The organism is Microvirga terricola (genome assembly GCF_011777495.1).
GTDB classification, from domain to species: domain Bacteria; phylum Pseudomonadota; class Alphaproteobacteria; order Rhizobiales; family Beijerinckiaceae; genus Microvirga; species Microvirga terricola.
In genome coordinates this window covers 77,810-97,329 of the sequence record NZ_JAATJS010000003.1, presented here as the reverse complement: position 1 = coordinate 97,329, position 19,520 = coordinate 77,810, and the positions used below count along the sequence as shown (strand labels likewise).

24 protein-coding genes and 1 riboswitch are annotated in these 19,520 nt (G+C 62.9%); of the genes, 16 read left to right on the top strand and 8 right to left on the bottom strand.

Annotation, left to right across the window (positions count from 1 at the left end; translation table 11 throughout):
- Nucleotides 1-279: 279 nt before the first annotated feature.
- The 6 genes from HB375_RS08825 to HB375_RS08800 all read left to right on the top strand — a co-directional run bounded on the left by HB375_RS08825 (nucleotide 280) and on the right by HB375_RS08800 (nucleotide 3,622).
- A complete protein-coding gene (locus tag HB375_RS08825) occupies nucleotides 280-654 on the top strand; it encodes an AtpZ/AtpI family protein (protein ID WP_167672635.1) in 375 nt (124 codons plus the stop codon).
- A 58-nt stretch (nucleotides 655-712) separates the two neighbouring features.
- On the top strand, nucleotides 713-1,441 hold the full coding sequence (locus tag HB375_RS08820) for a F0F1 ATP synthase subunit A (RefSeq protein ID WP_167672634.1): 729 nt from the start codon (nucleotides 713-715) through the stop codon (nucleotides 1,439-1,441).
- A 57-nt stretch (nucleotides 1,442-1,498) separates the two neighbouring features.
- Nucleotides 1,499-1,723, top strand: a complete 225-nt coding sequence (locus HB375_RS08815; protein WP_099508815.1) for a F0F1 ATP synthase subunit C — start codon at nucleotides 1,499-1,501, stop codon at nucleotides 1,721-1,723.
- A 122-nt stretch (nucleotides 1,724-1,845) separates the two neighbouring features.
- Nucleotides 1,846-2,397, top strand: coding sequence for a F0F1 ATP synthase subunit B family protein (locus HB375_RS08810; protein WP_167672633.1), 552 nt, complete (start codon nucleotides 1,846-1,848; stop codon nucleotides 2,395-2,397).
- Between the two features lie 11 nt (nucleotides 2,398-2,408).
- Entirely contained in the window at nucleotides 2,409-2,894 is a 486-nt protein-coding gene (locus tag HB375_RS08805; RefSeq protein WP_167672632.1) for a F0F1 ATP synthase subunit B family protein, read from the top strand.
- A 71-nt stretch (nucleotides 2,895-2,965) separates the two neighbouring features.
- Nucleotides 2,966-3,622, top strand: coding sequence for an HAD family hydrolase (locus HB375_RS08800; RefSeq protein WP_167672631.1), 657 nt, complete (start codon nucleotides 2,966-2,968; stop codon nucleotides 3,620-3,622).
- 81 nt (nucleotides 3,623-3,703) lie between these two features.
- On the opposite strand, the gene gcvPB is transcribed toward HB375_RS08800, so the two are convergent.
- Genes gcvPB through gcvT form a run of 5 tightly spaced genes read right to left on the bottom strand, consistent with a single transcriptional unit; the run spans nucleotide 3,704 to nucleotide 8,654 of the window.
- Nucleotides 3,704-5,275 carry an aminomethyl-transferring glycine dehydrogenase subunit GcvPB gene (gene gcvPB, locus HB375_RS08795; RefSeq protein WP_167672630.1) on the bottom strand — a complete coding sequence of 524 codons (1,572 nt, stop codon included), beginning with the start codon at nucleotides 5,273-5,275 and terminating at the stop codon, nucleotides 3,704-3,706.
- A complete protein-coding gene (gene gcvPA / locus HB375_RS08790; RefSeq protein WP_167672629.1) occupies nucleotides 5,275-6,615 on the bottom strand; it encodes an aminomethyl-transferring glycine dehydrogenase subunit GcvPA in 1,341 nt (446 codons plus the stop codon). Before gcvPA ends, gcvPB begins: the two co-directional genes overlap by 1 nt.
- Before the next feature lie 17 nt (nucleotides 6,616-6,632).
- On the bottom strand, nucleotides 6,633-7,106 hold the full coding sequence (locus HB375_RS08785; RefSeq protein WP_167672628.1) for an OsmC family protein: 474 nt from the start codon (nucleotides 7,104-7,106) through the stop codon (nucleotides 6,633-6,635).
- Between the two features lie 11 nt (nucleotides 7,107-7,117).
- On the bottom strand, nucleotides 7,118-7,492 hold the full coding sequence (gene gcvH, locus HB375_RS08780) for a glycine cleavage system protein GcvH (RefSeq protein WP_167672627.1): 375 nt from the start codon (nucleotides 7,490-7,492) through the stop codon (nucleotides 7,118-7,120).
- 19 nt (nucleotides 7,493-7,511) lie between these two features.
- Complete coding sequence (gcvT, locus tag HB375_RS08775) at nucleotides 7,512-8,654, bottom strand: glycine cleavage system aminomethyltransferase GcvT (RefSeq protein WP_167672626.1); 1,143 nt, start codon at nucleotides 8,652-8,654, stop codon at nucleotides 7,512-7,514.
- A 160-nt stretch (nucleotides 8,655-8,814) separates the two neighbouring features.
- Nucleotides 8,815-8,906, bottom strand: a riboswitch (glycine riboswitch).
- 171 nt (nucleotides 8,907-9,077) lie between these two features.
- Between gcvT and HB375_RS08770 the strand changes: the two genes are divergently transcribed.
- Nucleotides 9,078-10,379 carry a hemolysin family protein gene (locus tag HB375_RS08770; RefSeq protein WP_167672625.1) on the top strand — a complete coding sequence of 434 codons (1,302 nt, stop codon included), beginning with the start codon at nucleotides 9,078-9,080 and terminating at the stop codon, nucleotides 10,377-10,379.
- Nucleotides 10,380-10,412: 33 nt separating this feature from the next.
- Here the strand turns inward: HB375_RS08770 and HB375_RS08765 are convergent, their stop codons facing one another.
- Entirely contained in the window at nucleotides 10,413-10,988 is a 576-nt protein-coding gene (locus tag HB375_RS08765) for a hypothetical protein (RefSeq protein ID WP_167672624.1), read from the bottom strand.
- A 56-nt stretch (nucleotides 10,989-11,044) separates the two neighbouring features.
- Nucleotides 11,045-11,557, bottom strand: a complete 513-nt coding sequence (locus HB375_RS08760) for an invasion associated locus B family protein (protein WP_167672623.1) — start codon at nucleotides 11,555-11,557, stop codon at nucleotides 11,045-11,047.
- A 305-nt stretch (nucleotides 11,558-11,862) separates the two neighbouring features.
- On the opposite strand from HB375_RS08760, the gene coxB reads away from it, so the two are divergent.
- The 8 genes from coxB to HB375_RS08720 all read left to right on the top strand — a co-directional run bounded on the left by coxB (nucleotide 11,863) and on the right by HB375_RS08720 (nucleotide 18,394).
- Nucleotides 11,863-12,720: a cytochrome c oxidase subunit II gene (gene coxB, locus HB375_RS08755; RefSeq protein WP_167672622.1), complete on the top strand. Its 858-nt coding sequence runs from the start codon at nucleotides 11,863-11,865 to the stop codon at nucleotides 12,718-12,720.
- Between the two features lie 31 nt (nucleotides 12,721-12,751).
- Complete coding sequence (ctaD, locus tag HB375_RS08750; protein ID WP_167672621.1) at nucleotides 12,752-14,371, top strand: cytochrome c oxidase subunit I; 1,620 nt, start codon at nucleotides 12,752-12,754, stop codon at nucleotides 14,369-14,371.
- A 126-nt stretch (nucleotides 14,372-14,497) separates the two neighbouring features.
- Nucleotides 14,498-15,454: a heme o synthase gene (locus HB375_RS08745; protein WP_167672620.1), complete on the top strand. Its 957-nt coding sequence runs from the start codon at nucleotides 14,498-14,500 to the stop codon at nucleotides 15,452-15,454.
- A 4-nt stretch (nucleotides 15,455-15,458) separates the two neighbouring features.
- Nucleotides 15,459-15,617: a hypothetical protein gene (locus tag HB375_RS08740; protein WP_167672619.1), complete on the top strand. Its 159-nt coding sequence runs from the start codon at nucleotides 15,459-15,461 to the stop codon at nucleotides 15,615-15,617.
- A gap of 7 nt (nucleotides 15,618-15,624) precedes the next feature.
- On the top strand, nucleotides 15,625-16,215 hold the full coding sequence (locus HB375_RS08735; protein ID WP_167672618.1) for a cytochrome c oxidase assembly protein: 591 nt from the start codon (nucleotides 15,625-15,627) through the stop codon (nucleotides 16,213-16,215).
- Nucleotides 16,216-16,281: 66 nt separating this feature from the next.
- The gene (locus tag HB375_RS08730) at nucleotides 16,282-17,145 is read left to right on the top strand and encodes a cytochrome c oxidase subunit 3 (RefSeq protein WP_167672617.1); all 864 of its coding nucleotides are present in this window, start codon (nucleotides 16,282-16,284) and stop codon (nucleotides 17,143-17,145) included.
- A gap of 164 nt (nucleotides 17,146-17,309) precedes the next feature.
- Entirely contained in the window at nucleotides 17,310-17,636 is a 327-nt protein-coding gene (locus HB375_RS08725; protein WP_167673237.1) for a DUF983 domain-containing protein, read from the top strand.
- On the top strand, nucleotides 17,633-18,394 hold the full coding sequence (locus tag HB375_RS08720; RefSeq protein ID WP_167672616.1) for an SURF1 family cytochrome oxidase biogenesis protein: 762 nt from the start codon (nucleotides 17,633-17,635) through the stop codon (nucleotides 18,392-18,394). The genes HB375_RS08725 and HB375_RS08720 overlap by 4 nt, the downstream gene beginning before the upstream one ends.
- On the opposite strand, the gene HB375_RS08715 is transcribed toward HB375_RS08720, so the two are convergent.
- Entirely contained in the window at nucleotides 18,377-18,733 is a 357-nt protein-coding gene (locus tag HB375_RS08715; protein ID WP_167672615.1) for a hypothetical protein, read from the bottom strand. The genes HB375_RS08720 and HB375_RS08715 overlap by 18 nt on opposite strands.
- Nucleotides 18,734-18,965: 232 nt before the next feature.
- Between HB375_RS08715 and HB375_RS08710 the strand changes: the two genes are divergently transcribed.
- Nucleotides 18,966-19,496, top strand: coding sequence for a GNAT family N-acetyltransferase (locus tag HB375_RS08710; protein ID WP_167672614.1), 531 nt, complete (start codon nucleotides 18,966-18,968; stop codon nucleotides 19,494-19,496).
- The last annotated feature ends 24 nt before the right edge of the window (nucleotides 19,497-19,520 follow it).

Genomic DNA, 19,520 nt, shown 5'->3' with positions numbered 1-19,520 from the left:
CAAGGGGACATGATCAAGCTCCTGAAGACCGGTCGGAATCGGCCTCAATCCGGCATGATCGGGGGCGTCGGCTTTCAGCGCTCGGTCATAGTTCGGCCCCAAAAACATGGGCGATTTCGCACAGAGCTGCCGCAAAAGGCACTTTCTTCTTATAAATCAAATACTTAACTCTTTCTTGACGGTCCTTGACAGGGGGGACCCTCGCCCATATGTTTCGCGCGGCTTTCGGGGCCGGGAATCCAAGACTTTTTCCCGCACTGCTTTGATAAGGAGAACGCCATGGCGGATCCCACGAAGCGGAGTGATGAAAACGGCAAGGAACCGTCCAGCTCCGACGATGCTAACCTGAAAGCGAGACTGAAATCTCTCGATGCGCAGCTGGATCAAGCCACTGCGCAGCGCAGCAAGACAACGGGATCGCCCGCTCGTTCGACATCGGATTCGAACGCACTCGGCCAGGCCTTCCGGCTCTCGGCGGAGTTCGTTTCCGGTGTTGTTGCCGGTGGAATCGTCGGGTGGCTCGTCGACCGGCTGTTCGGCGTCTCTCCCTGGGGGCTCATCATCTGCCTCATGCTCGGCTTCTGCGCCGGGATGCTCAATCTCCTACGAGCTGCAGGGCTGCTGAAAGGCGCCCGGTATGATCAAAAGCAGTGATGTACTCGAATCCACCCGCCGTACGGCGATAGACAACAGCGATATTTAAGAGCGGATCATGGCGAGCCCGATCGAGCAATTCCAGATCAAGCCCATCATTCCTGCCATCAATTTCACGAATTCATCGCTGTTCATGGTCGGCGCCGTGGCGGTCATCGTCGGCGGCCTCCTGCTTGCCACCCGCAAGCGCGCCGTCGTTCCGGGCCGCGCCCAGTCGGTCGCGGAAGTTCTGCATGATTTCGTCGCCGGGACATTGAGAGACGCCGCAGGCGTCGAGGGAATGAAGTTTTTCCCGCTCGTCTTCTCGCTCTTCATGTTCGTGCTGACCGCCAATCTGCTCGGCATGATCCCGGGCTTCTACACGGTCACGAGCCAAGTCATCGTTACCTTCTCGCTGGCGATCCTCGTCATCGGCACCGTGGTCGTCTACGGCTTCGTCAAGCACGGCACCCATTTCCTCGGCCTCTTCGTGCCGTCGGGCGTGCCGGCCTGGCTTCTGCCCTTCATCGTCGTGATCGAGCTGATCTCCTTCCTCTCGCGGCCGATTTCGCTGAGCTTGCGTCTTTTCGCAAACATGCTCGCGGGGCATATCGCGTTGAAGGTTTTCGCGGGCTTCGTCGTCGCGCTTCTGGGCGCTGGCGGAATGATTTCGATCCTCGCTCCGCTTCCGCTCCTCATGGCGGTCGCTCTCATGGCGCTCGAGTTCCTCGTCGCCGCTTTGCAGGCCTACGTCTTCACGGTGTTGACCTGCATCTACCTCAACGACGCACTGCACCCGGGCCACTAGGTCAGCGCTGAGTTAACCCCTCCCCTCCCGGTCAACACCCCTCTCAAGGAGATCACGATGGATCCGATTGCTTTCAAATACCTCGGCGCGGGCCTTGCCTGCATCGGCATGGGCCTCGCCGCTATGGGCGTCGGCAACATTTTCGGTAACTTCCTCTCGGGTGCTCTGCGCAACCCGTCGGCTGCCGACGGCCAGTTCGCTCGCGCCTTCATCGGCGCGGCGCTCGCGGAAGGTCTCGGCATCTTCTGCCTCGTCGTCGCCCTCGTCCTGCTCTTCACCTAAGACACATCGGTGATCGGGAGGGCGAAGCGCATTACGCGCTTCGCTTCGACAAAAGGTGACGGCGGGTCCACCGCCGTCATTCATTGTTTCTAGGATTCACGAATCCTCTCAGGATCAGCTCAATGGCTCAGGCTGCTCAGACGACCCATGCCACCACGGAAGCGCATGGCGGCGCTCACGAAGACGTCGGCTTTCCGCCGTTCAAGACGGAAACCTTCGCCGGTCAGGTCATCTGGCTGACGATCACCTTCGTGCTGCTCTACACTCTCATTTCGAAATTGGTGCTGCCCCGCCTGTCGGGCATCATCGAGAACCGTCGCGTGACCATCGCCGGCGATCTCGACGAGGCGGCTGCCATGAAGTCCCGCGCGGAAGAGGCCGGTGCCGCTTACGAGAAGGCTCTCGCCGAGGCCAAGGGTCGCGCCCAGAGCCTCGCACAGGACGCCCGCGCCAAGGCTGCGACCGAGACCGACGCCAAGCGCAAGACGCTTGAGGCGGACCTCGCCAAGCGCCTAGCCGATTTTGAGGCGACCATCGCTCAGAAGAAGACTGCGGCCATGTCCAATGTGCGCGGCATCGCTCACGAGACGGCGACAGCCATCGTTGAGCGTCTGACCGGCAAGGCTCCGGCTCCCCAGACGGTGGAAGCCGCCCTCGACCAATCCAAGGCTTAAGGAGATCCAAGATGCTTAAGAGCGCTGAATTCTGGGTCGCCGTCGCCTTCGTCATCTTCTGGGGCATCCTGTTCTACAAGGGCGTGCCCGGGAAAATCCTGAGCTCACTCGATTCCCGCGGAAAGCGGATCGCCGATGAACTCGCGGAGGCCAGCCGCCTGCGCCAGGACGCAGAAAAGCTCCTGAAGGAGTTCGAAGCCAAACGCCAGGCCGCCGAGCGCGAAGCCGCCGAGATCGTTTCTGCCGCCAAGGAAGAGGCCGAGCGCCTCGCCCGCGACGCGCAGGAGAAGCTCGCCGATTTCGTGAAGCGCCGCACCGCCTCCGCCGAAGCGAAGATCGCGCAGGCCGAGGCTCAGGCTTCCGCCGAAGTCCGCGCCGCTGCGGTCGACGCCGCCGTGAAGGCCTCCGAGCACGTGCTGAAGAACGAGATCACCGGCTCGGCCGCTGCCGCGCTCGTGAGCAAGAGCCTCGGCGACGTGCGCTCGAAGCTGCAATAAGCGGCTTGCTCCGGACCGAAATTCAAAAGCCGCCTTTCGAGGCGGCTTTTTTGTTGGGATGATGTGAAGCCATGCTGCTGATTTTCGACTGCGACGGCGTGCTCGTCGATTCCGAACTTTTGGCCTGTCAGGTCGATGCAGAGTTCCTGACCGAACTCGGCTTTCCCTACACGCTCGACGACATTCTGCGCGAGTTCGTCGGCAAGAGCTTGGCGGACGCAATCCGGCAGATCGAGGGTGATCATGGGCGACCTCTCCCGCCGGATTTCAGCGCAAGGGCGAATGAAATTCTCTTCGCGCGCTTCGAGACGGATTTGCAGCCGATCACCAGCGTTCGCGACGCCATTCTCTCCCTCCCCCATCCACGCTGCGTCGCATCGTCTTCGACGCCCGACCGCATCGCACTGTCGTTGAGAATCACGGGCCTCGACGATCTCTTCCAAAGCGTGTTCAGCGCGGTCGAGGTGAAGCGCGGCAAACCTGCACCGGATCTTTTCCTTCATGCGGCGGCGCGGATGAACGCACATCCTCAGGAATGCATCGTGATCGAGGATTCACCCGCCGGTGTGACGGGTGCGCGAGCCGCAGGAATGCGCGTCATCGGCTTTACCGGCGGCGGCCATTGCAGAGAAGGACACGCCGACCGTCTTCGTGACGCGGGCGCGCTCGATATTATCGAACACATGCGAGATCTGGAGAGCGCTGTAGGACGCGTATCGCGCCTATAGGCGGCGCGCTCTCGCAATTGAGTTCGCCCAAAATAAAAATGGCCGGGACATGCCCGGCCATTTTGCGTTCGGCTTTTGCTCTTACTCCGCCGCTTCCGCAATCGGAGCCGGAGGCGTCCACTTGAGAACCGGCGAGCGCGCGGCGCGGGTTTCGTCCAGGCGGCGACGGGGCGAGTGATAGGGCGCGCCGGTGAAGCGGCTCTTGTCGTTGCCGGAAGTCGCAGCCATGGCGAGATCGCGCAGGGTAGCGATGAAGAGATCCAGCGACGACTTCGATTCCGATTCCGTCGGCTCGATCAACATCGCGCCGTGTACCACCAGCGGGAAGTACATGGTCATCGGGTGATAGCCCTCGTCGATCATGGCCTTTGCGAAATCGAGCGTCGTAACGCCCGAGTCCTTCAGCCACGCATCGTCGAACAGCACTTCGTGCATGCACGGCTTGTCGCCGAAAGGCAGCGAGAGCAGGTCGGACAGACCAGCGCGGATGTAGTTGGCGTTCAGCACCGCATCTTCGGAAGCCTGCTTCATGCCGTCGGCGCCATGCGACAGCATGTAAGCGAGCGCGCGCACATACATGCCCATCTGGCCGTGGAACGCGGTCATGCGGCCGAACGGCTTTTCTGCCGCATCGCTCTCATGCTCGACGAGTTCGAGACCCTTCTTGCCCTCGCGCACGAACGGCACAGGCGCGAAAGGTGCGAGACGATCTGAGAGCACCACCGGACCAGCACCGGGACCACCGCCGCCATGCGGCGTCGAGAAGGTCTTGTGCAGGTTGATGTGCATGGCGTCGATGCCGAGATCGCCAGGACGCGCCTTTCCGACGATGGCGTTAAAGTTCGCGCCATCGCAATAGAAGTACGCGCCGGCATCGTGAAGCGCCTTGGCGATTTCCACCACCTGCGGCTCGAAGAGTCCGCAAGTGTTCGGGTTCGTCAGCATGATCGCGGCGACGTCGGGCCCCAAAAGCTTCTTCACGTCGTCCACATGCACCCAGCCGTCGTCACGCGCGGGCACCGGCTTCACGACGAAGCCGATGAGCGCAGCCGTGGCGGGGTTCGTGCCGTGCGCGGATTCGGGCACGAGCACCACATTGCGGGTCTTGCCCTCGCCCTTGGCCTCGATGGCTGCCTTGATCGCCATCATGCCGCAAAGCTCACCATGCGCGCCCGCCTTCGGTGACAGCGAAACCGCCTTCGTGCCGGTAAGCGTCATGAGGTAATGCGCAAGCTCCTTCATGAGCTCGAGCGCACCCTGCACGGTGGAAACCGGCTGCAGCGGATGCACGTCCGAGAAGCCCGGCAAGCGGGCCATGCGCTCGTTGAGCCGCGCATTGTGCTTCATGGTGCAGGAACCGAGCGGGAAGAGGCCCGTGTCGATGCCGTAGTTCATCTGGCTCAGGCGCACGTAGTGGCGCATCGCCTCCGGCTCGGAGAGGCCGGGAAGGTTGATGGCGTCCTTGCGCTCCTGACCGCCGAGGCGCGGCGTGAAGGCGGCGGGCTCGTCGAGATCGACGCCGGTCACGTCGAGACGGCCGATCTCGAAGATCAAAGGCTCTACCTGCGCCAGCGCCTTGTTGCCGGTGAAGGTCGGATGCTCGTTGGTGCCGGCTTCACCGGCTGCGGTGGGGCGTCCCTGACGGTTCAACATCACAGAACCTCCTTCAAGGCGGCGACAAGGGCCGCGCGATCTTCATCGGTGTTCACTTCGGTCGAGGCGATGACGAGCAGGTTGTCGAGTCCTGCCTTCGGCAGAAGACGCGACACCGGCACGCCCGCGAGAATGCCCTTCTCCGCCAGACGCTCCACGACCTCCGCCGCGGGCTTTGCAAGCTTCACGGTGAACTCGTTGAAGAACGTCTTGTTGAGCACTTCCGCGCCCTTCACACCGGCAAGTGCATCGGCGAGCTTGATCGCGTTCGCATGGTTGACGCGGGCGAGGCGCTTGACCCCGGTTTCGCCGAGCAGCGACATGTGAATGGTGAAGGCTAGGCAGCAGAGGCCCGAATTGGTGCAGATGTTCGAGGTCGCCTTGTCACGGCGGATGTGCTGTTCACGGGTCGAAAGCGTCAGCACGAAACCGCGATTGCCGTCCGCGTCCACCGTCTCGCCGCAGAGGCGGCCCGGCATCTGGCGGATGTATTTCGACTTCGCGGCGAAGAGGCCGACATACGGCCCGCCGAAATTCAGCGCGTTGCCGATGGACTGGCCTTCGCCGACGACGATGTCCGCATCCTGGCTTCCCGGCGATTGCAGGAGGCCGAGCGACACGACTTCCGTGAACACCGCGATCAGCAGCGCGCCATGCTTGTGCGCCTTTTCCGCGATGGGCTTCAAATCGCGCACGTTGCCGAACACATCCGGCGACTGCACGACGACGCAGGACACACTGTCGTCGATCTGCGAGAGAATGTCTTCGGTGCCGGCGACATCGGCCTTCAGGGCGACGACTTCGTCGCTCGCCATCTTCGACAGCGTCTGCACCACATCGACGTAGTGCGGATGTAGACCGCCAGAGAGAACCGCCTTGCGGCGCTTGGTGACGCGATGCGCCATCAGCACCGCTTCGCCCGTGCCGGTGGAGCCGTCATACATGGAGGCGTTCGCCACCTCCATGCCGGTGAGCGCGGCCACCTGAGTCTGGAACTCGAAGAGATATTGCAGCGTGCCTTGCGCGATTTCCGGCTGGTACGGCGTGTAGCTGGTCAAGAACTCGGAGCGCTGGATCAGGTGATCCACGGTCGCGGGCACATGGTGCTTGTAGGAACCGGCGCCCACAAAGAACGGCGCGCTCGATGCGGCGATATTCTTCGACGACATGCGGGAGAGAACGCGCTCGACTTCCAGCTCGCCCTTGCGGCGCGGCAGGTCGACAGGCGCTTTCAGAAGCTTGTCCTTGGGGATGTCGGCGAAGAGATCGTCGACCGATTTGACGCCGACCCGCGCGAGCATCTCGCCGCGGTCGGTATCAGAGAGAGGAAGATAGCGCATCGGTTTTGCCTTCTGCGTTAGTGGCTTTCAATGCCCGCCACCACGACTTCCGTGAGCACGGAATTCGCGATGAAGCATTCCTGGTGAGCAAGATGATGAAGCTCGGCGATCTGCTGCGCCGTCGGGCGCTTGTCGCCGGAGAATTCGATGACCGGATCGAGGGTGACTTTCGAGACGAAAGGCTTGCCCTTGGCGTTCGGCGTCATTACGCCGACCGCGCGGTCGTCGTAGCTGTCGATCACATAGCGCTTCTTCGCTGCAATGCCGAGGAAGGTGAGCATGTGGCAGCTTGCAATAGCCGCAATGAATGCTTCCTCGGGATCGACCGCGTCCTCGCGCGAAAACGGCAGCGGCACCACCGAGGGTGATGCCGACGCCGCGACCTCAATGCCGCAATCGAAACGCCAACGATGGCCGCGGCTGTAATCGCCGCCCGCGAAAGGTCTTCCCTCGCGGGTCCAGGTCACCGTTGCTTCGTATTCGTGCGACATCGCTTTCGCCTTTAGGAAATCGACTTCACGAATTCCTGGTACTGCTCTTCGGTCATCAGACCGTCGAGTTCGCTCGGGTTGGTGAGGCGCAGCTTGAGGAACCAGCCGCGACCGGCGGCATCCTCGTTCACGGTGCCGGGGGCGTCTTCAAGGACGCTGTTGACCTCGACCACTTCGCCGGAAACCGGCGCATAAACTTCGCTCGCGGCCTTCACGCTTTCGACGACGGCGGCTTCAGCGCCCTTGGCAAGCGTCTTGCCGACGGCCGGCAGCTCGACGAACACGACGTCTCCGAGCGCGCTCTGGGCGTAGTCGGAAATGCCGACGACGCCGGAGTCGCCCTCGACGCGGATGTATTCGTGATCCTTGGTGTAACGCGTGGTCATTGTGAGATCCCCCTGAGGTTCAACGCTTATAGCGATGTGGTGCAAACGGCATGGCCGCGACTTTCGCCGGAATCGGCTTGCCGCGAACCACAAGATGAAGGTCCGTTCCGACAGCGGAAACGTCCTTTGAAACATAACCCATGGCGACCGGACCGTTGACCGTCGGGCCGAAGCCGCCGGACGTCACGATGCCGACCTCGCGGCCATCGGGCGTCGTGATCACGGTGCCCTCGCGCGCCGGAGCGCGTCCTTCGGGCTTGAGGCCGACGCGAACGCGCGAAGCGCCTTCCTTGATCTCACGCTGGATGCGCGCCGCACCAGGGAAACCGCCTTCCTCGCGACGGCGCTTCTGGATCGACCAGATCAGGCCGCCCTCGATGGGCGAAGTGGTGGTGTCGATGTCATGGCCATAGAGGCAAAGGCCTGCTTCGAGGCGCAGCGAGTCGCGCGCACCAAGACCGATGGCCTTCACTTCCGGGTCGGCGAGGAGCGCGCGCCACAGCGCGACCGCGTCCTTGTCCTTCACGGAAATCTCATAGCCGTCCTCCCCCGTATAGCCGGAGCGCGACAGATGCACGTCGAGCCCCGCCACCTTCGTCGCCTTGACCGCCATGAAGGCCATGTCGGCGGTGTCGGGCGCAAGACGCGCCACCACCTCAGCGGCCTTCGGCCCCTGGATGGCAAGAAGAGCGCGGTCGTCGGCACGCACGAGCTTCACATTGGCGGGCAGACGCGCCTGCATGTGGGCGTAATCGGCCTCCTTCATGGAGGCGTTGACGACGAGGATCAGCTTGCCGTCGTCAGCCGGATCGGCCGAGCGGGTCACCATGAGGTCGTCGAGAATGCCGCCATCGTCGCTCAGAAGCTGCGAATAGCGCTGCTGGCCGGGCTTGAGATTCACGATATCGGCGGGAACCAGCGCTTCGAGAGCCTTGGCGGTGGTCTCGTGATCCGGTCCCACCAGAAGTGCCTGGCCCATATGCGAGACATCGAACAGGCCCGCATGCTCGCGGGTCCAGTTGTGCTCGGTCATGATGCCGGTGGGGTATTGCACCGGCATGTCATAGCCCGCGAAGGGCACCATGCGGGCGCCGAGGCTCACGTGTTCGGCGTGGAGCGGAGTGACGAGAAGAGGCTCGTCGGAATGGGCTTGTTCGGCCATCGGTTCCCTCAAAAGGCGCGCGTTTCGTCAGGCCTTCACGGCCCGTTCGCGCCCCCTCTGTCCCGAGACCTGAGAGATTTCCCTTGCGCTGCAGTCGAAAAGCGAAGGTTACGCCCGTCGGTGGGCGACGCCTTGCGACGTCACCACTTTCCAGAGTGCCAGCTCCCGCGCGGTCCTTTTGCCTGAGCGTTTCCGGGGCGGTTGCGCCTTCGGCGCCGACCCTTTCGGGCCGGTCTCTTCCGCGGGGATCATCGGCAGCCTCAACCTCTGGCGATGAATCGCCTCCCTGTCAACAAAACAGGCCACCGCAAGCGGCCTCTTCACGCCTTAATTGACGCCAAGCCCGAGAAGCTCCATGTATAGCAGCATCTTTTCACAGAAGGGGAGAAGCGCGGCCAGACCGGTCGGCAGCTCCTGACATCGTTGCTCGAACTGGTCATCGCTCTCGTTCTCGTCGCCCTCAACGGCGTCTTCGCTCTTTCCGAACTTGCCATCGTCTCAGCCCGCCGCCCTCGCCTGAAGGTGATGGCCGAGCAGGGCCGCCGAGGCGCCAATACGGCGCTCTCCCTCATGGAGGATCCGGGCCGGTTCCTCTCCACTGTCCAGATCGGCATTACCCTCGTCGGCATCCTGGCCGGTGCCTTTTCGGGCGCGGCTCTTGGCGAAAAGCTGACGGAGATCCTGGCCGCGGAGGGGATGCCTCGCGGCGCGGCCGAGCCCGTCGGCTACGGCGTCGTGATCGGCCTCATCACCTACCTGTCCATCGTGATCGGCGAACTGGTGCCCAAGCAGCTTGCCCTGCGTAATGCCGAGGGCATCGCCTGCTTCGTCGCCCCGCTGATGGCGGTGATGTCGAAGGTCGCCGCCCCGGCGGTGTGGCTGCTCAATGCCTCGACCCGCCTCATCTTCCGCCTGCTGGGCGCGTCGTCCGACGTCGAAAGCGCCGTCACCGAAGAGGAGCTCAAGCACCTCGTCGGGGAAGCGGAGAGCGCCGGCGTGATCGAGGAGGAGGAGCGGCGCATGATCTCGGGCGTGCTTCGCCTCGGGGACAGGCCAGTCCGCGGCGTCATGACTCCCCGCACTGACGTGGACTGGATCGATCTCGAAGACGACATCGAAACCATCCGCAAGATCCTCATCGAGACCGCCCATTCACGCCTGCCAGTGAGCGAGGGCGCCTCGGACAACATGATTGGCGTCGTGCAATCGCGGGACTTGCTGGCGGCATTGCTTGAAGGTCAGTCCCTCGATGTCCGCAAATACGTGCGGTCCGCCCCCATTATTCCCGACACGCTCGATGCGCTCGATGCCCTGGCGGCGCTGCGCAACGCCGAGGTGCCTATGGCGCTCGTCCACGACGAATACGGCCATTTCGAAGGAGTCGTGACGCCCGCCGACGCGCTTGAGGCTATCGTCGGCGCGTTCCGCTCGGACGCCGAGACACAGGAGCCGGACGCGGTGCGCCGCGACGACGGCTCATGGCTGCTGTCAGGCTCTATGGCCGTTGACGAAATGGCGGAGGTCTTAGGGGTTTCGTTGCCCGAGAATCGCAACTACCACACGGTCGGCGGCTTGGTGATCAGCGAAATCCAGCGTCTGCCCAATACGGGCGAGCACGTGGACACCCTCGGCTGGCGTTTCGAAGTGGTGGATCTGGACGGGCGGCGCATCGACAAGGTACTCGCCGCGCCGCTCGGACGCGGAACGGGCGAGACCCTGCACTAAGATGAGACCGGGCCTCCCGGCCCGGCAAGAAGCTTAGCCGCGACGGCGGCCAGTCGCGGCTTTCTGGCCCCCGAGACCAACCTCAATCTCGAAACTGTTGACGTCCGAGGATGGGACGACGATCCCCTCCTCGACAACGGCAAAGGTCGCCTGGTTGTCGCCGGCGGGGATCGCCACAGCGACCTGCTTCGAGCGGTTCGCGATGACCGTCGAGCCGCGCTTGACCACGATGTGGACCGGCACGTCATAACGCCCGGCGCCGCCGCCGACGCCGAGAAGCGCCCGCCCCTCCACGCCGACCTTGACCACGGTCGTGCCGTCCGGGCGGCCCGTGCATTCGCGCGCGAGCTGGCTGATGGCGATCTGGCTGCGCAGACCGCCCGTGTCTCCCACGCGACCGCCCGCAAAGGCCTGAATGGCGGAGCCGCCGTCGACAATATCGACGGGCGGGCAATAGACGTCCTCGACGGCAGCCTTCTGCGGCGGTGGCACGGTCGGTCCGGCGAAAAGGACCATATTGCCGAGCGTGCCGCTCTCACCTGGCGCTCCGCAGCCCGCAAGCGCTGTCAGGCCGAGTGTTGCGAGGGCCAAACCGGCCTTAGCGCGCAATCCATTTCCCATGAGATCCCCCAATTGGTCGCTCTTGCGAGCTTCCTTATGATCAATCAAGGCAACGCGTCGAACCCGGCTCCGAAACCGTTCAACGACACCGGAATGCCGATGCCCTCCTCAGGAGTCTGGAAGACGATGAAGGTGGCCGCCTGCCCGCTTTTCAGCTGCGAGATCAGACTGTCCTCCATCACGACTTCCGCGACGCAGCCGGTGGACAGGCAGCGGACGAAACCGGCGCGGCCGATATCCGTCTGGTCGATCTTGAGGCCAAGCCCCGACGGCAGAAGGATACCCAGCGGCGCGACGATACGCAGAAGCTTGCTTTTGCTGTCCGCGGTTTTCAACACAATAATGACGAGAGTGACGTTCGGGCGGTCCTCCGCCACGACGTTCTGCACCAGGGCGCATTGCTCGGCGGTCGCCCCGGCAGGGGTCTCGCAGCGCATTTGCCAGTCACCGTAGGTGCTTTTCACCATGCCCTGCGCATTGGCCCCGTCCGCGACGGACCAGGCCGCCAATCCGACGAATGCGGCGGCTGCGCAGCGGACCCATCGTGACACGCCCATCGGAATCTCCGTTTTCTGAACGCCGGCGGCGGTTCCTGCCGGCCCGGCTTTTGCCCGTTCGGACCATGGCTGGGGCCGCAATGTCAAGCGAGGGGACGCAATCTAGGAACGGAATTTGCTCTTTGGCGGTTATGACGCACAAATAGCAACGCTTGCACCGTTGCGCTTATGCGCGTCCTGTGGTCATAGACGCAGATCAAAGGTGATGGCGCAGGCCGGGCGCCGCTTTTTGCACGTCCCCGCCCTCCCCGATGCTTTCGTGGCCCCTTATGGGCCATCACTATGTTTAGGAGCTTGGAACACCGATGCGGATCGAGACCTCAGGACTTCGATCGGTGACTGCCCTCTCGACGGCGGCGGTCGCACTTGTGTTGGGCATAAGTGAGGCGGCCGCGGGTACCGGCGCACCTTCCCCATGGGAATACTCCATGCAAGGCATGGTGACGGAGGTGGGGCGTGATTTGTCCACCTTCCACACCTACCTGGTCTGGCTGATCACCGCGATCTGCGTTTTCGTGCTCGCTCTGATCCTCATCATCGTCGCCCGCTTCAACGAGAAGAAGAACCCGACTCCGTCGAGGACCACCCACAACACCCTGCTCGAGGTCGTCTGGACCATCGTCCCGGTGCTGATTCTGGTCGCGATTGCGATCCCCTCCTTCCGTCTTCTACGTCTCCAGCTCGTCACGCCTCCCGCTGACATGGTGGTGAAGGTCACCGGCTATGCCTGGTACTGGGGCTACGAGTACCCGGCCGACCAGGGTGGCGGCTTCAAGTTCGATTCGAACATGGTCGAGACCAAGGACCTGAAGCCCGGCCACCCGAAGCTTCTGACCGTCGACAACGAGATGGTCGTTCCCGTGAACAAGGTCGTGAAGGTCCAGGTCACCGCGGCCGACGTCCTGCATTCGTTCGCCATGCCGTCCTTCGGCGTGAAGATCGACGCCATCCCCGGCCGCCTGAACGAGTCTTGGTTCAAGGCCGAGCAGGAAGGCGTCTATCACGGCCAGTGCTCGGAACTCTGCGGCAACGGCCACCCCTATATGCCGATCACGATCCGTGTCGTGAGCGAGCAGCAATATGCCGCCTGGCTGGCTGACGCGAAGAAGAAGTACGCTTCGATCGACGTCTCTGCTCCGATCAAGCTCGCCAACGCTCAGTAATTTCAGAACGAAGGACCATAGAGGTCTCATCATGGCAAATGCAGCTGATGCCGCTCATGCGGATCACCACGATCATCCGACCTTCTGGCGGCGGTGGTTCTATTCCACGAACCACAAGGACATCGGTACGCTCTACTTCATCTTCGGCTTCACGGCCGGTCTCGTCGGTGCGTTCCTCTCGATCGCAATGCGTCTCGAGCTTCAGGAGCCGGGCCTGCAGTATTTCTCGAACCCGCAGGCTTTCAACGTCTTCGTGACGGGCCACGGTCTCATCATGGTGTTCTTCATGGTGATGCCCACCCTCATCGGCGGTTTCGGCAACTGGTTCGTCCCGCTGATGATCGGCGCGCCGGACATGGCCTTCCCGCGCATGAACAACATTTCGTTCTGGCTCACGGTGGCGGCTTTCGGCCTGCTGATCTGCTCGCTCTTCGTGGAAGGCGCGCCCGGCTCGCTCGGCTTCGGCGGCGGCTGGACGGTCTATCCTCCGTTGTCGGTCTCCGGCCATCCCGGCCCGGCGCTCGACTTCGGCATTCTCGCCCTGCACCTCGCCGGTGCGGCCTCGATCCTGGGCGCGATCAACTTCATCACCACGATCCTCAACATGCGCGCTCCGGGCATGACGCTGCACAAGATGCCGCTCTTCGCCTGGGCGATGCTCGTCACCGCGTTCCTGCTGCTGCTCTCGCTGCCGGTTCTCGCGGGCGCGATCACCATGCTGCTGACGGATCGTAACTTCGGCACCACCTTCTTCGATCCGTCGGGCGGTGGCGACCCGGTGCTCTACCAGCACCTGTTCTGGTTCTTCGGTCACCCCGAAGTTTACATCATGATCCTGCCGGCCTTCGGCATCGTCAGCCACATCATCTCGACCTTCTCCAAGAAGCCGATCTTCGGTTATCTCGGCATGGCCTACGCCATGGTGGCCATCGGCGTCGTCGGCTTCGTCGTGTGGGCGCACCACATGTACACGGTTGGTCTCTCGCTCCAGACGCAAGCCTATTTCGTATTCGCCACCATGGTGATCGCGGTGCCGACGGGCGTGAAGATCTTCTCGTGGATCGCGACCATGTGGGGCGGCTCGATCCGCTTCACCGCGGCCATGCACTGGGCCGTCGGCTTCGTCTTCCTGTTCACGGTCGGCGGCGTCACCGGTGTCGTGCTCGCGAACGCAGGCGTCGACCGCTACATGCACGACACCTACTACGTGGTGGCCCACTTCCACTACGTGCTGTCGCTCGGCGCGGTCTTCGTGATCTTCGCCGGCATGTACTACTGGTTCCCGAAGATCACCGGCTACGTGATGCCGGAATGGATCGGCAAGCTGCACTTCTGGATCGCCTTCATCGGCTCCAACGTGCTGTTCTTCCCGATGCACTTCCTCGGCCTCTCCGGCATGCCGCGTCGTTATGCCGACTATCCGGATGCCTTCGCCGGCTGGAACAAGGTGTCCTCGATCGGCTCTTACATCTTCGCGTTCGGCCTGCTCGTCTTCATCTTCGGCGTGATCTACGCCTTCGTCCGCAAGGAGAAGGCCGCTGGAAACCCGTGGGGCGAAGGCGCGACGACGCTGGAATGGACGCTGCCCTCGCCGCCTCCGTTCCACCAGTTCGAAACCCTGCCGCGCATCGCGGCGGATTCGAGCCACTAAATTTCGGACGGGCGGCGCGAGCCGCCCGCTCCTCCCCCGAGGGCTTCCGAGCGAAGCCTTCCGGCGAGGAGTTGACTGTCGAAAGGCTCTTAAGCTCCGGCTTGGGCGCGTCGAAAGATCACCAGTATGACCAGTGCATCCAACAGTTTGACCGACACTCGCAGCGAGCCCACCGTGACGGTGGGGCTGTCGCAGGGCGACGTGTCAGACTTCTTCGCCCTGCTGAAGCCGCGGGTGATGTTTCTGGTCGTGTTCACGGCGCTCGTCGGCATGGTCGTCGTGCACCCGACGATTCACCCTGTGGTCGCCTTCGCCTCGCTGCTCATGATCGCCATCGGGGCTGGAGCCTCCGGCTGCCTGAACATGTGGTGGGATGCGGATATCGACGCCGTCATGACCCGCACCCGCAAGCGTCCGATCCCCGCCGGCAAGATCGCACCGGGTGAGGCACTGGCTTTCGGCCTGACCCTGTCAGCCGGTTCGGTCATCGTGCTGGGGCTCGTGAGCAACTGGCTCGCCGCCGGGCTTCTGGCCTTCACCATCGTCTTCTACGCCGTCATCTATTCTATGTGGCTGAAGCGCACGACGCCGCAGAACATCGTCATCGGCGGCGCAGCGGGCGCCCTGCCCCCCGTCGTCGCGCAGGCCGCCGTTGCCGGCCACGTGGGCTGGGAAAGTCTGATCCTTTTCGCGATCATCTTCATCTGGACACCGCCGCATTTCTGGGCGCTGGCCCTGGTCAAGTCGAGCGATTACGCGCGCGCTGGCATTCCGATGATGCCGAACGTCGCCGGTCCCGATTCGACCCGTCGCCAGATCCTGGCCTACACGGTTTTCCTGGCCCCGCTCGGCCTTGCGCCTGTCGCTTTCGGCTTCGGCGGTCTTGCCTATGCCGCCATCGCGACGATTGGCGGGCTAGGCATGCTGGCGCTTGCCGTTCAAGTCTATCGCCTCCGCGAGGGTGAGCCGGCCATGCGGGTGGCGCAGCAGCTTTTCGCCTTCTCGATCCTTTACCTCTTCCTGCTTTTCGCGACCCTTCTCGCGGAGCATGGTTTTGGCCTCTTCCGGCCGGTTTTCGGGTGATCCGATGGAGCAGAACCCTCTTCCCCACCTGACCCCTGAGGAGCAGAAGCGCCGTCGCCGGCGCTCGGTCGCTCTGGGCCTGGCTCTGGGCGCGCTAGTCTTGCTGTTCTATGTGGTCACCATCGCCAAACTCGGACCTGGCGTCCTGAACCGCCCGCTGTGAGGCTGAGATGAGCACCACTCCGGAACTCGACCGCAAGATACGCCGCACTGTTCTCGGGTGTGTCGGCATCGTCGTGGGCATGGTGGGCGCGGCTTACGCTTCCGTGCCGCTCTATGACCTGTTCTGCAAGGTCACCGGCTTCGGCGGCACCCCTATCGTCCGCGACGCCAACGATTCCAGCGTCATGAACCGAACCATCGCGGTTCGTTTCGACGCCAACGTTTCTCCCGGCCTCCGATGGCAGTTTGCACCTGAAACCCCCGAGGTGAAGGTGAAGCTCGGCGAGACGACCACCGTTCTCTACAAAGTCACGAATGTGGGCGACAAGCCGACCACCGGCATCGCCACCTACAATGTCCAGCCGGACCTTGCGGGCTCCTATTTCTCAAAGCTCGAATGCTTCTGCTTCACCGAGCAGATCTTGAAGCCCGGCGAGACGCTGGAATCGGCCGTTGTTTTCTACGTCGATCCCCGCCTCGTCGAGGATTCTGACATCAAGAACATCAATTCCATCACCCTCTCCTACACCTACTTCCCCTCGAAGGGGGGCAAGCCGGTCGCAGAGGTGGGGACATCCACAAAACCCCTCGTTCAATAACGGACGTGACAAGCTAGACAGAAACGTCTTAAAGCGAGACACCTTCGAGGCACGGAGACGACACGAATGGCCGAGGCCCACGCCAAACATCACGATTATCACCTTGTCGACCCGAGCCCGTGGCCGCTCGTTGGCGCTTTCAGCGCCTTCCTGATGGCCTCCGGCTTCGTCACCTGGTGGAAGGACGTCCAAATCGGCGGGATGCATCTCGGCGCCTATGTGTTCGGCGCGGGCATCATCGGCGTGCTCTACACCATGATCAGCTGGTGGAGCGACGTGATTCGCGAGGCCAATGACGGCCATTCGCACACTCGCGTCGTGCAGCTCCATCACCGCTACGGCATGATGATGTTCATCGCCTCCGAGGTGATGTTCTTCGTCGCCTGGTTCTGGGCCTATTTCGACGTCGCTCTGTTCCCGCACGAGGCCATCCAGTACGCCCGCACGGAAGCGCTCGGCGGCGTGTGGCCCCCGAAGGGCATCGAGACCTTCGATCCCTGGCACCTGCCCCTGCTCAACACCCTGATCCTGCTCACCTCGGGTACCACGGTCACCTGGGCGCATTACGCGCTCCTCCAGAACGACCGCAACGGCCTCAAGGCCGGCCTGTGGCTCACGGTCATCCTGGGCATGATCTTCACCACGCTCCAGGGCTACGAGTACAGCCACGCCGCCTTCGGCTTTAAGGGCAACATCTACGGCGCCACCTTCTTCATGGCGACCGGCTTCCACGGCGCGCACGTCATCATCGGCACGATCTTCCTGGCCGTCTGCCTGCTGCGCACCTACCGCGGCGACTTCACGCCGAAGCAGCACCTCGGCTTCGAATTCGCGGCCTGGTACTGGCACTTCGTCGACGTCGTGTGGCTGTTCCTGTTCGCCGCTATCTATGTGTGGGGCTTCGGCGGACACGTAGCGGGCGGTCACTAGCGCCGCTCCAACCAATCGATCAAACAGGGGCGGCTTTAGGCCGCCCTTCGTTTTTCCGGCTGCCGAACTTATTTCTCCGGCAACGCTTCCGTGACGGGAAGCCCATTGGAGGCGCAATCTTGGCGCAAGACCACTCCGCACCCTCTCCCATCATCACCGGCCTCATGGGCCGCTGCCCGCGCTGCGGAAAGGGTCATATGTTTCAGGGCTACCTGACCATGCGCCCCGCCTGCGAGGTTTGCGACCTCGATTACTCCTTCGCGGATTCGGGAGACGGCCCGGCGTTCTTCGTCATGTCGATTGTCGGCTTCGTCGTGGTCGCACTCGCCCTGTGGGTCGAATTCACCTACGAGCCGCCTCTGTGGCTGCACCTCGTGATGTGGTTCAGCCTGACCGGGATCTTGAGCCTCGCACTGGTGCGTCCGCTCAAGGGCGTGCTTGTAGCGCTTCAATATCATCACAAGGCCGAGGAAGGGCGTCTTCAGAAGTGACCAACGCGTCCCTTTCCTCCCGAGGTTCGCTCCTTCTGCCCAGCATCGCGACGCTGGTGGCGCTCGCCATCCTCCTCGGGCTCGGCGTCTGGCAATTGCAACGCAAGGCGTGGAAGGAAAACCTCATCGCCCAGATCGAAGCCCGCGCCTATGGCGAGCCGGGCGAGATCCTTCCCGAGACGACCTGGAATACGTGGCGTCCCGATCAGGACGAGTTCCGGAAGGTCAGGATCAAGGGCACCTTCCTCTATCAGTACGAGACGCCCGTTTACGGTCTCGCCCCGGCCATGCGCGGCGCACCGGCCCAGGGCTTTTATCTCATGACCCCGCTCCGGCTTTCCGACGGAGCGATCGTGATGGTCAATCGCGGATTCGTGCCAACCGAATTGCGCGCCCCGGCGACTCGCCCGCAGAGCCAACCGGCCGACGAGGCCATCATCGTCGGCCTCGTGCGCGCGCCCGAGGCTCGCAACACCTTTACCCCGGCGGACGATCCAGCCCGACAGAGCTGGTTCACCCGCGATCCGCAAGCCATCGCCAAGGCCTATAACCTCGAGCGCGCCGCGCCCTTCTATGTGGAGGCGGACGCAACTCCCAATCCGGGCGACTGGCCGCGCGGTGGGCAGACCAGGCTCAACCTGCCCAACGACCACCTGCAATACGCTTTCACGTGGTTCGGGATCGCCCTGACCCTCATTGGCGTTTTCAGCGCCTTTGCCTGGCGGCGGCTCAAAGGCGGTTCAGGGGAGCTGAAATAACGCGAAGAAGCCGAAGCCGAGGATGACAAGGCCGGCGCTCACCACCTTGGCGACAAAGCGATACCTCTCCGTCGCCTGCTGCTCGGCACGCAGTTCCGCCTTCTCGGCCCGGGTCATCCTTTCCTGCGCCTTGATCTGCTCGGCATAAAGCGACGTGGTCATGAAATTGCTGACCGCGCCATCCTTCTCCAGCTCGATCCGCTGGACGATGACGCCGATGATCAGGCCCAGAAGCCCCAATCCGAAAAAGCCTCCGAGCAGAAAAGCGCCATAGACCACGAGGGCCAGTACGCCGACAAGGATCGGCAGCAGCATCCAATCGATCCGCGTCATCTTCATCGGGCAGGCCCTCCGAAAGTGAGGCAAGCGTTGCCATTCGGCGCATCGAGTGTATCATGTCACACATGCTTACGCGCCTCACCATGGTCGTCATGCACGTCACCACGCACCTTGCAGGGTGCGGGGGAGCGGCTGCGCGCGCATAAGAGCGTAAGCATTTCCCAAGCCCTGCGGAGACGAGCAGGGCTTCATCAAAGGTCCGTTCGCCTCCGATAACTTCAAGGAGAGCGACATGGACACGCCACCGACACAAAACTCAAAAATCGACGCCCGCGATCTGACAATCCGATCCGTTCGGCCGGCAGACTTCGAGGAAATCGCAGCGCTCGCGAGTTTGCCCGGCTATCGCTGGGGGACGCTCCGCCTGCCCTACCCCTCACCCGAGGAAACGCGAAAGTGGATTGAGAGTAAAACATCAGTCGCCGATGCGAGCCTCGTCGTGGTTTATGACGGCAAGATCGTCGGGAATGGTGGCTTCGGCCGATATCAAGGCCGGCGCGCCCACGCCGCCATGCTCGGCATGGGGATCCATGACGACTATCGTGGCCGTGGTGTCGGCTCGCACCTGCTGCGCGAAATTTTGGTCCTCGCCGATGACTGGCACGACCTGAAGCGGGTCGAACTGACGGTCTACACCGACAACGCGCCTGCCATCGCGCTCTATGAGCGCAACGGCTTCGTGATCGAAGGAACGCACAAGGCTTTCGCCTATCGCGAAGGCGCATTCGTGGACGCCTATGCGATGGCGCGCCTGAAACCCTAAGACTCTTGACCGGTTGCGACTTGC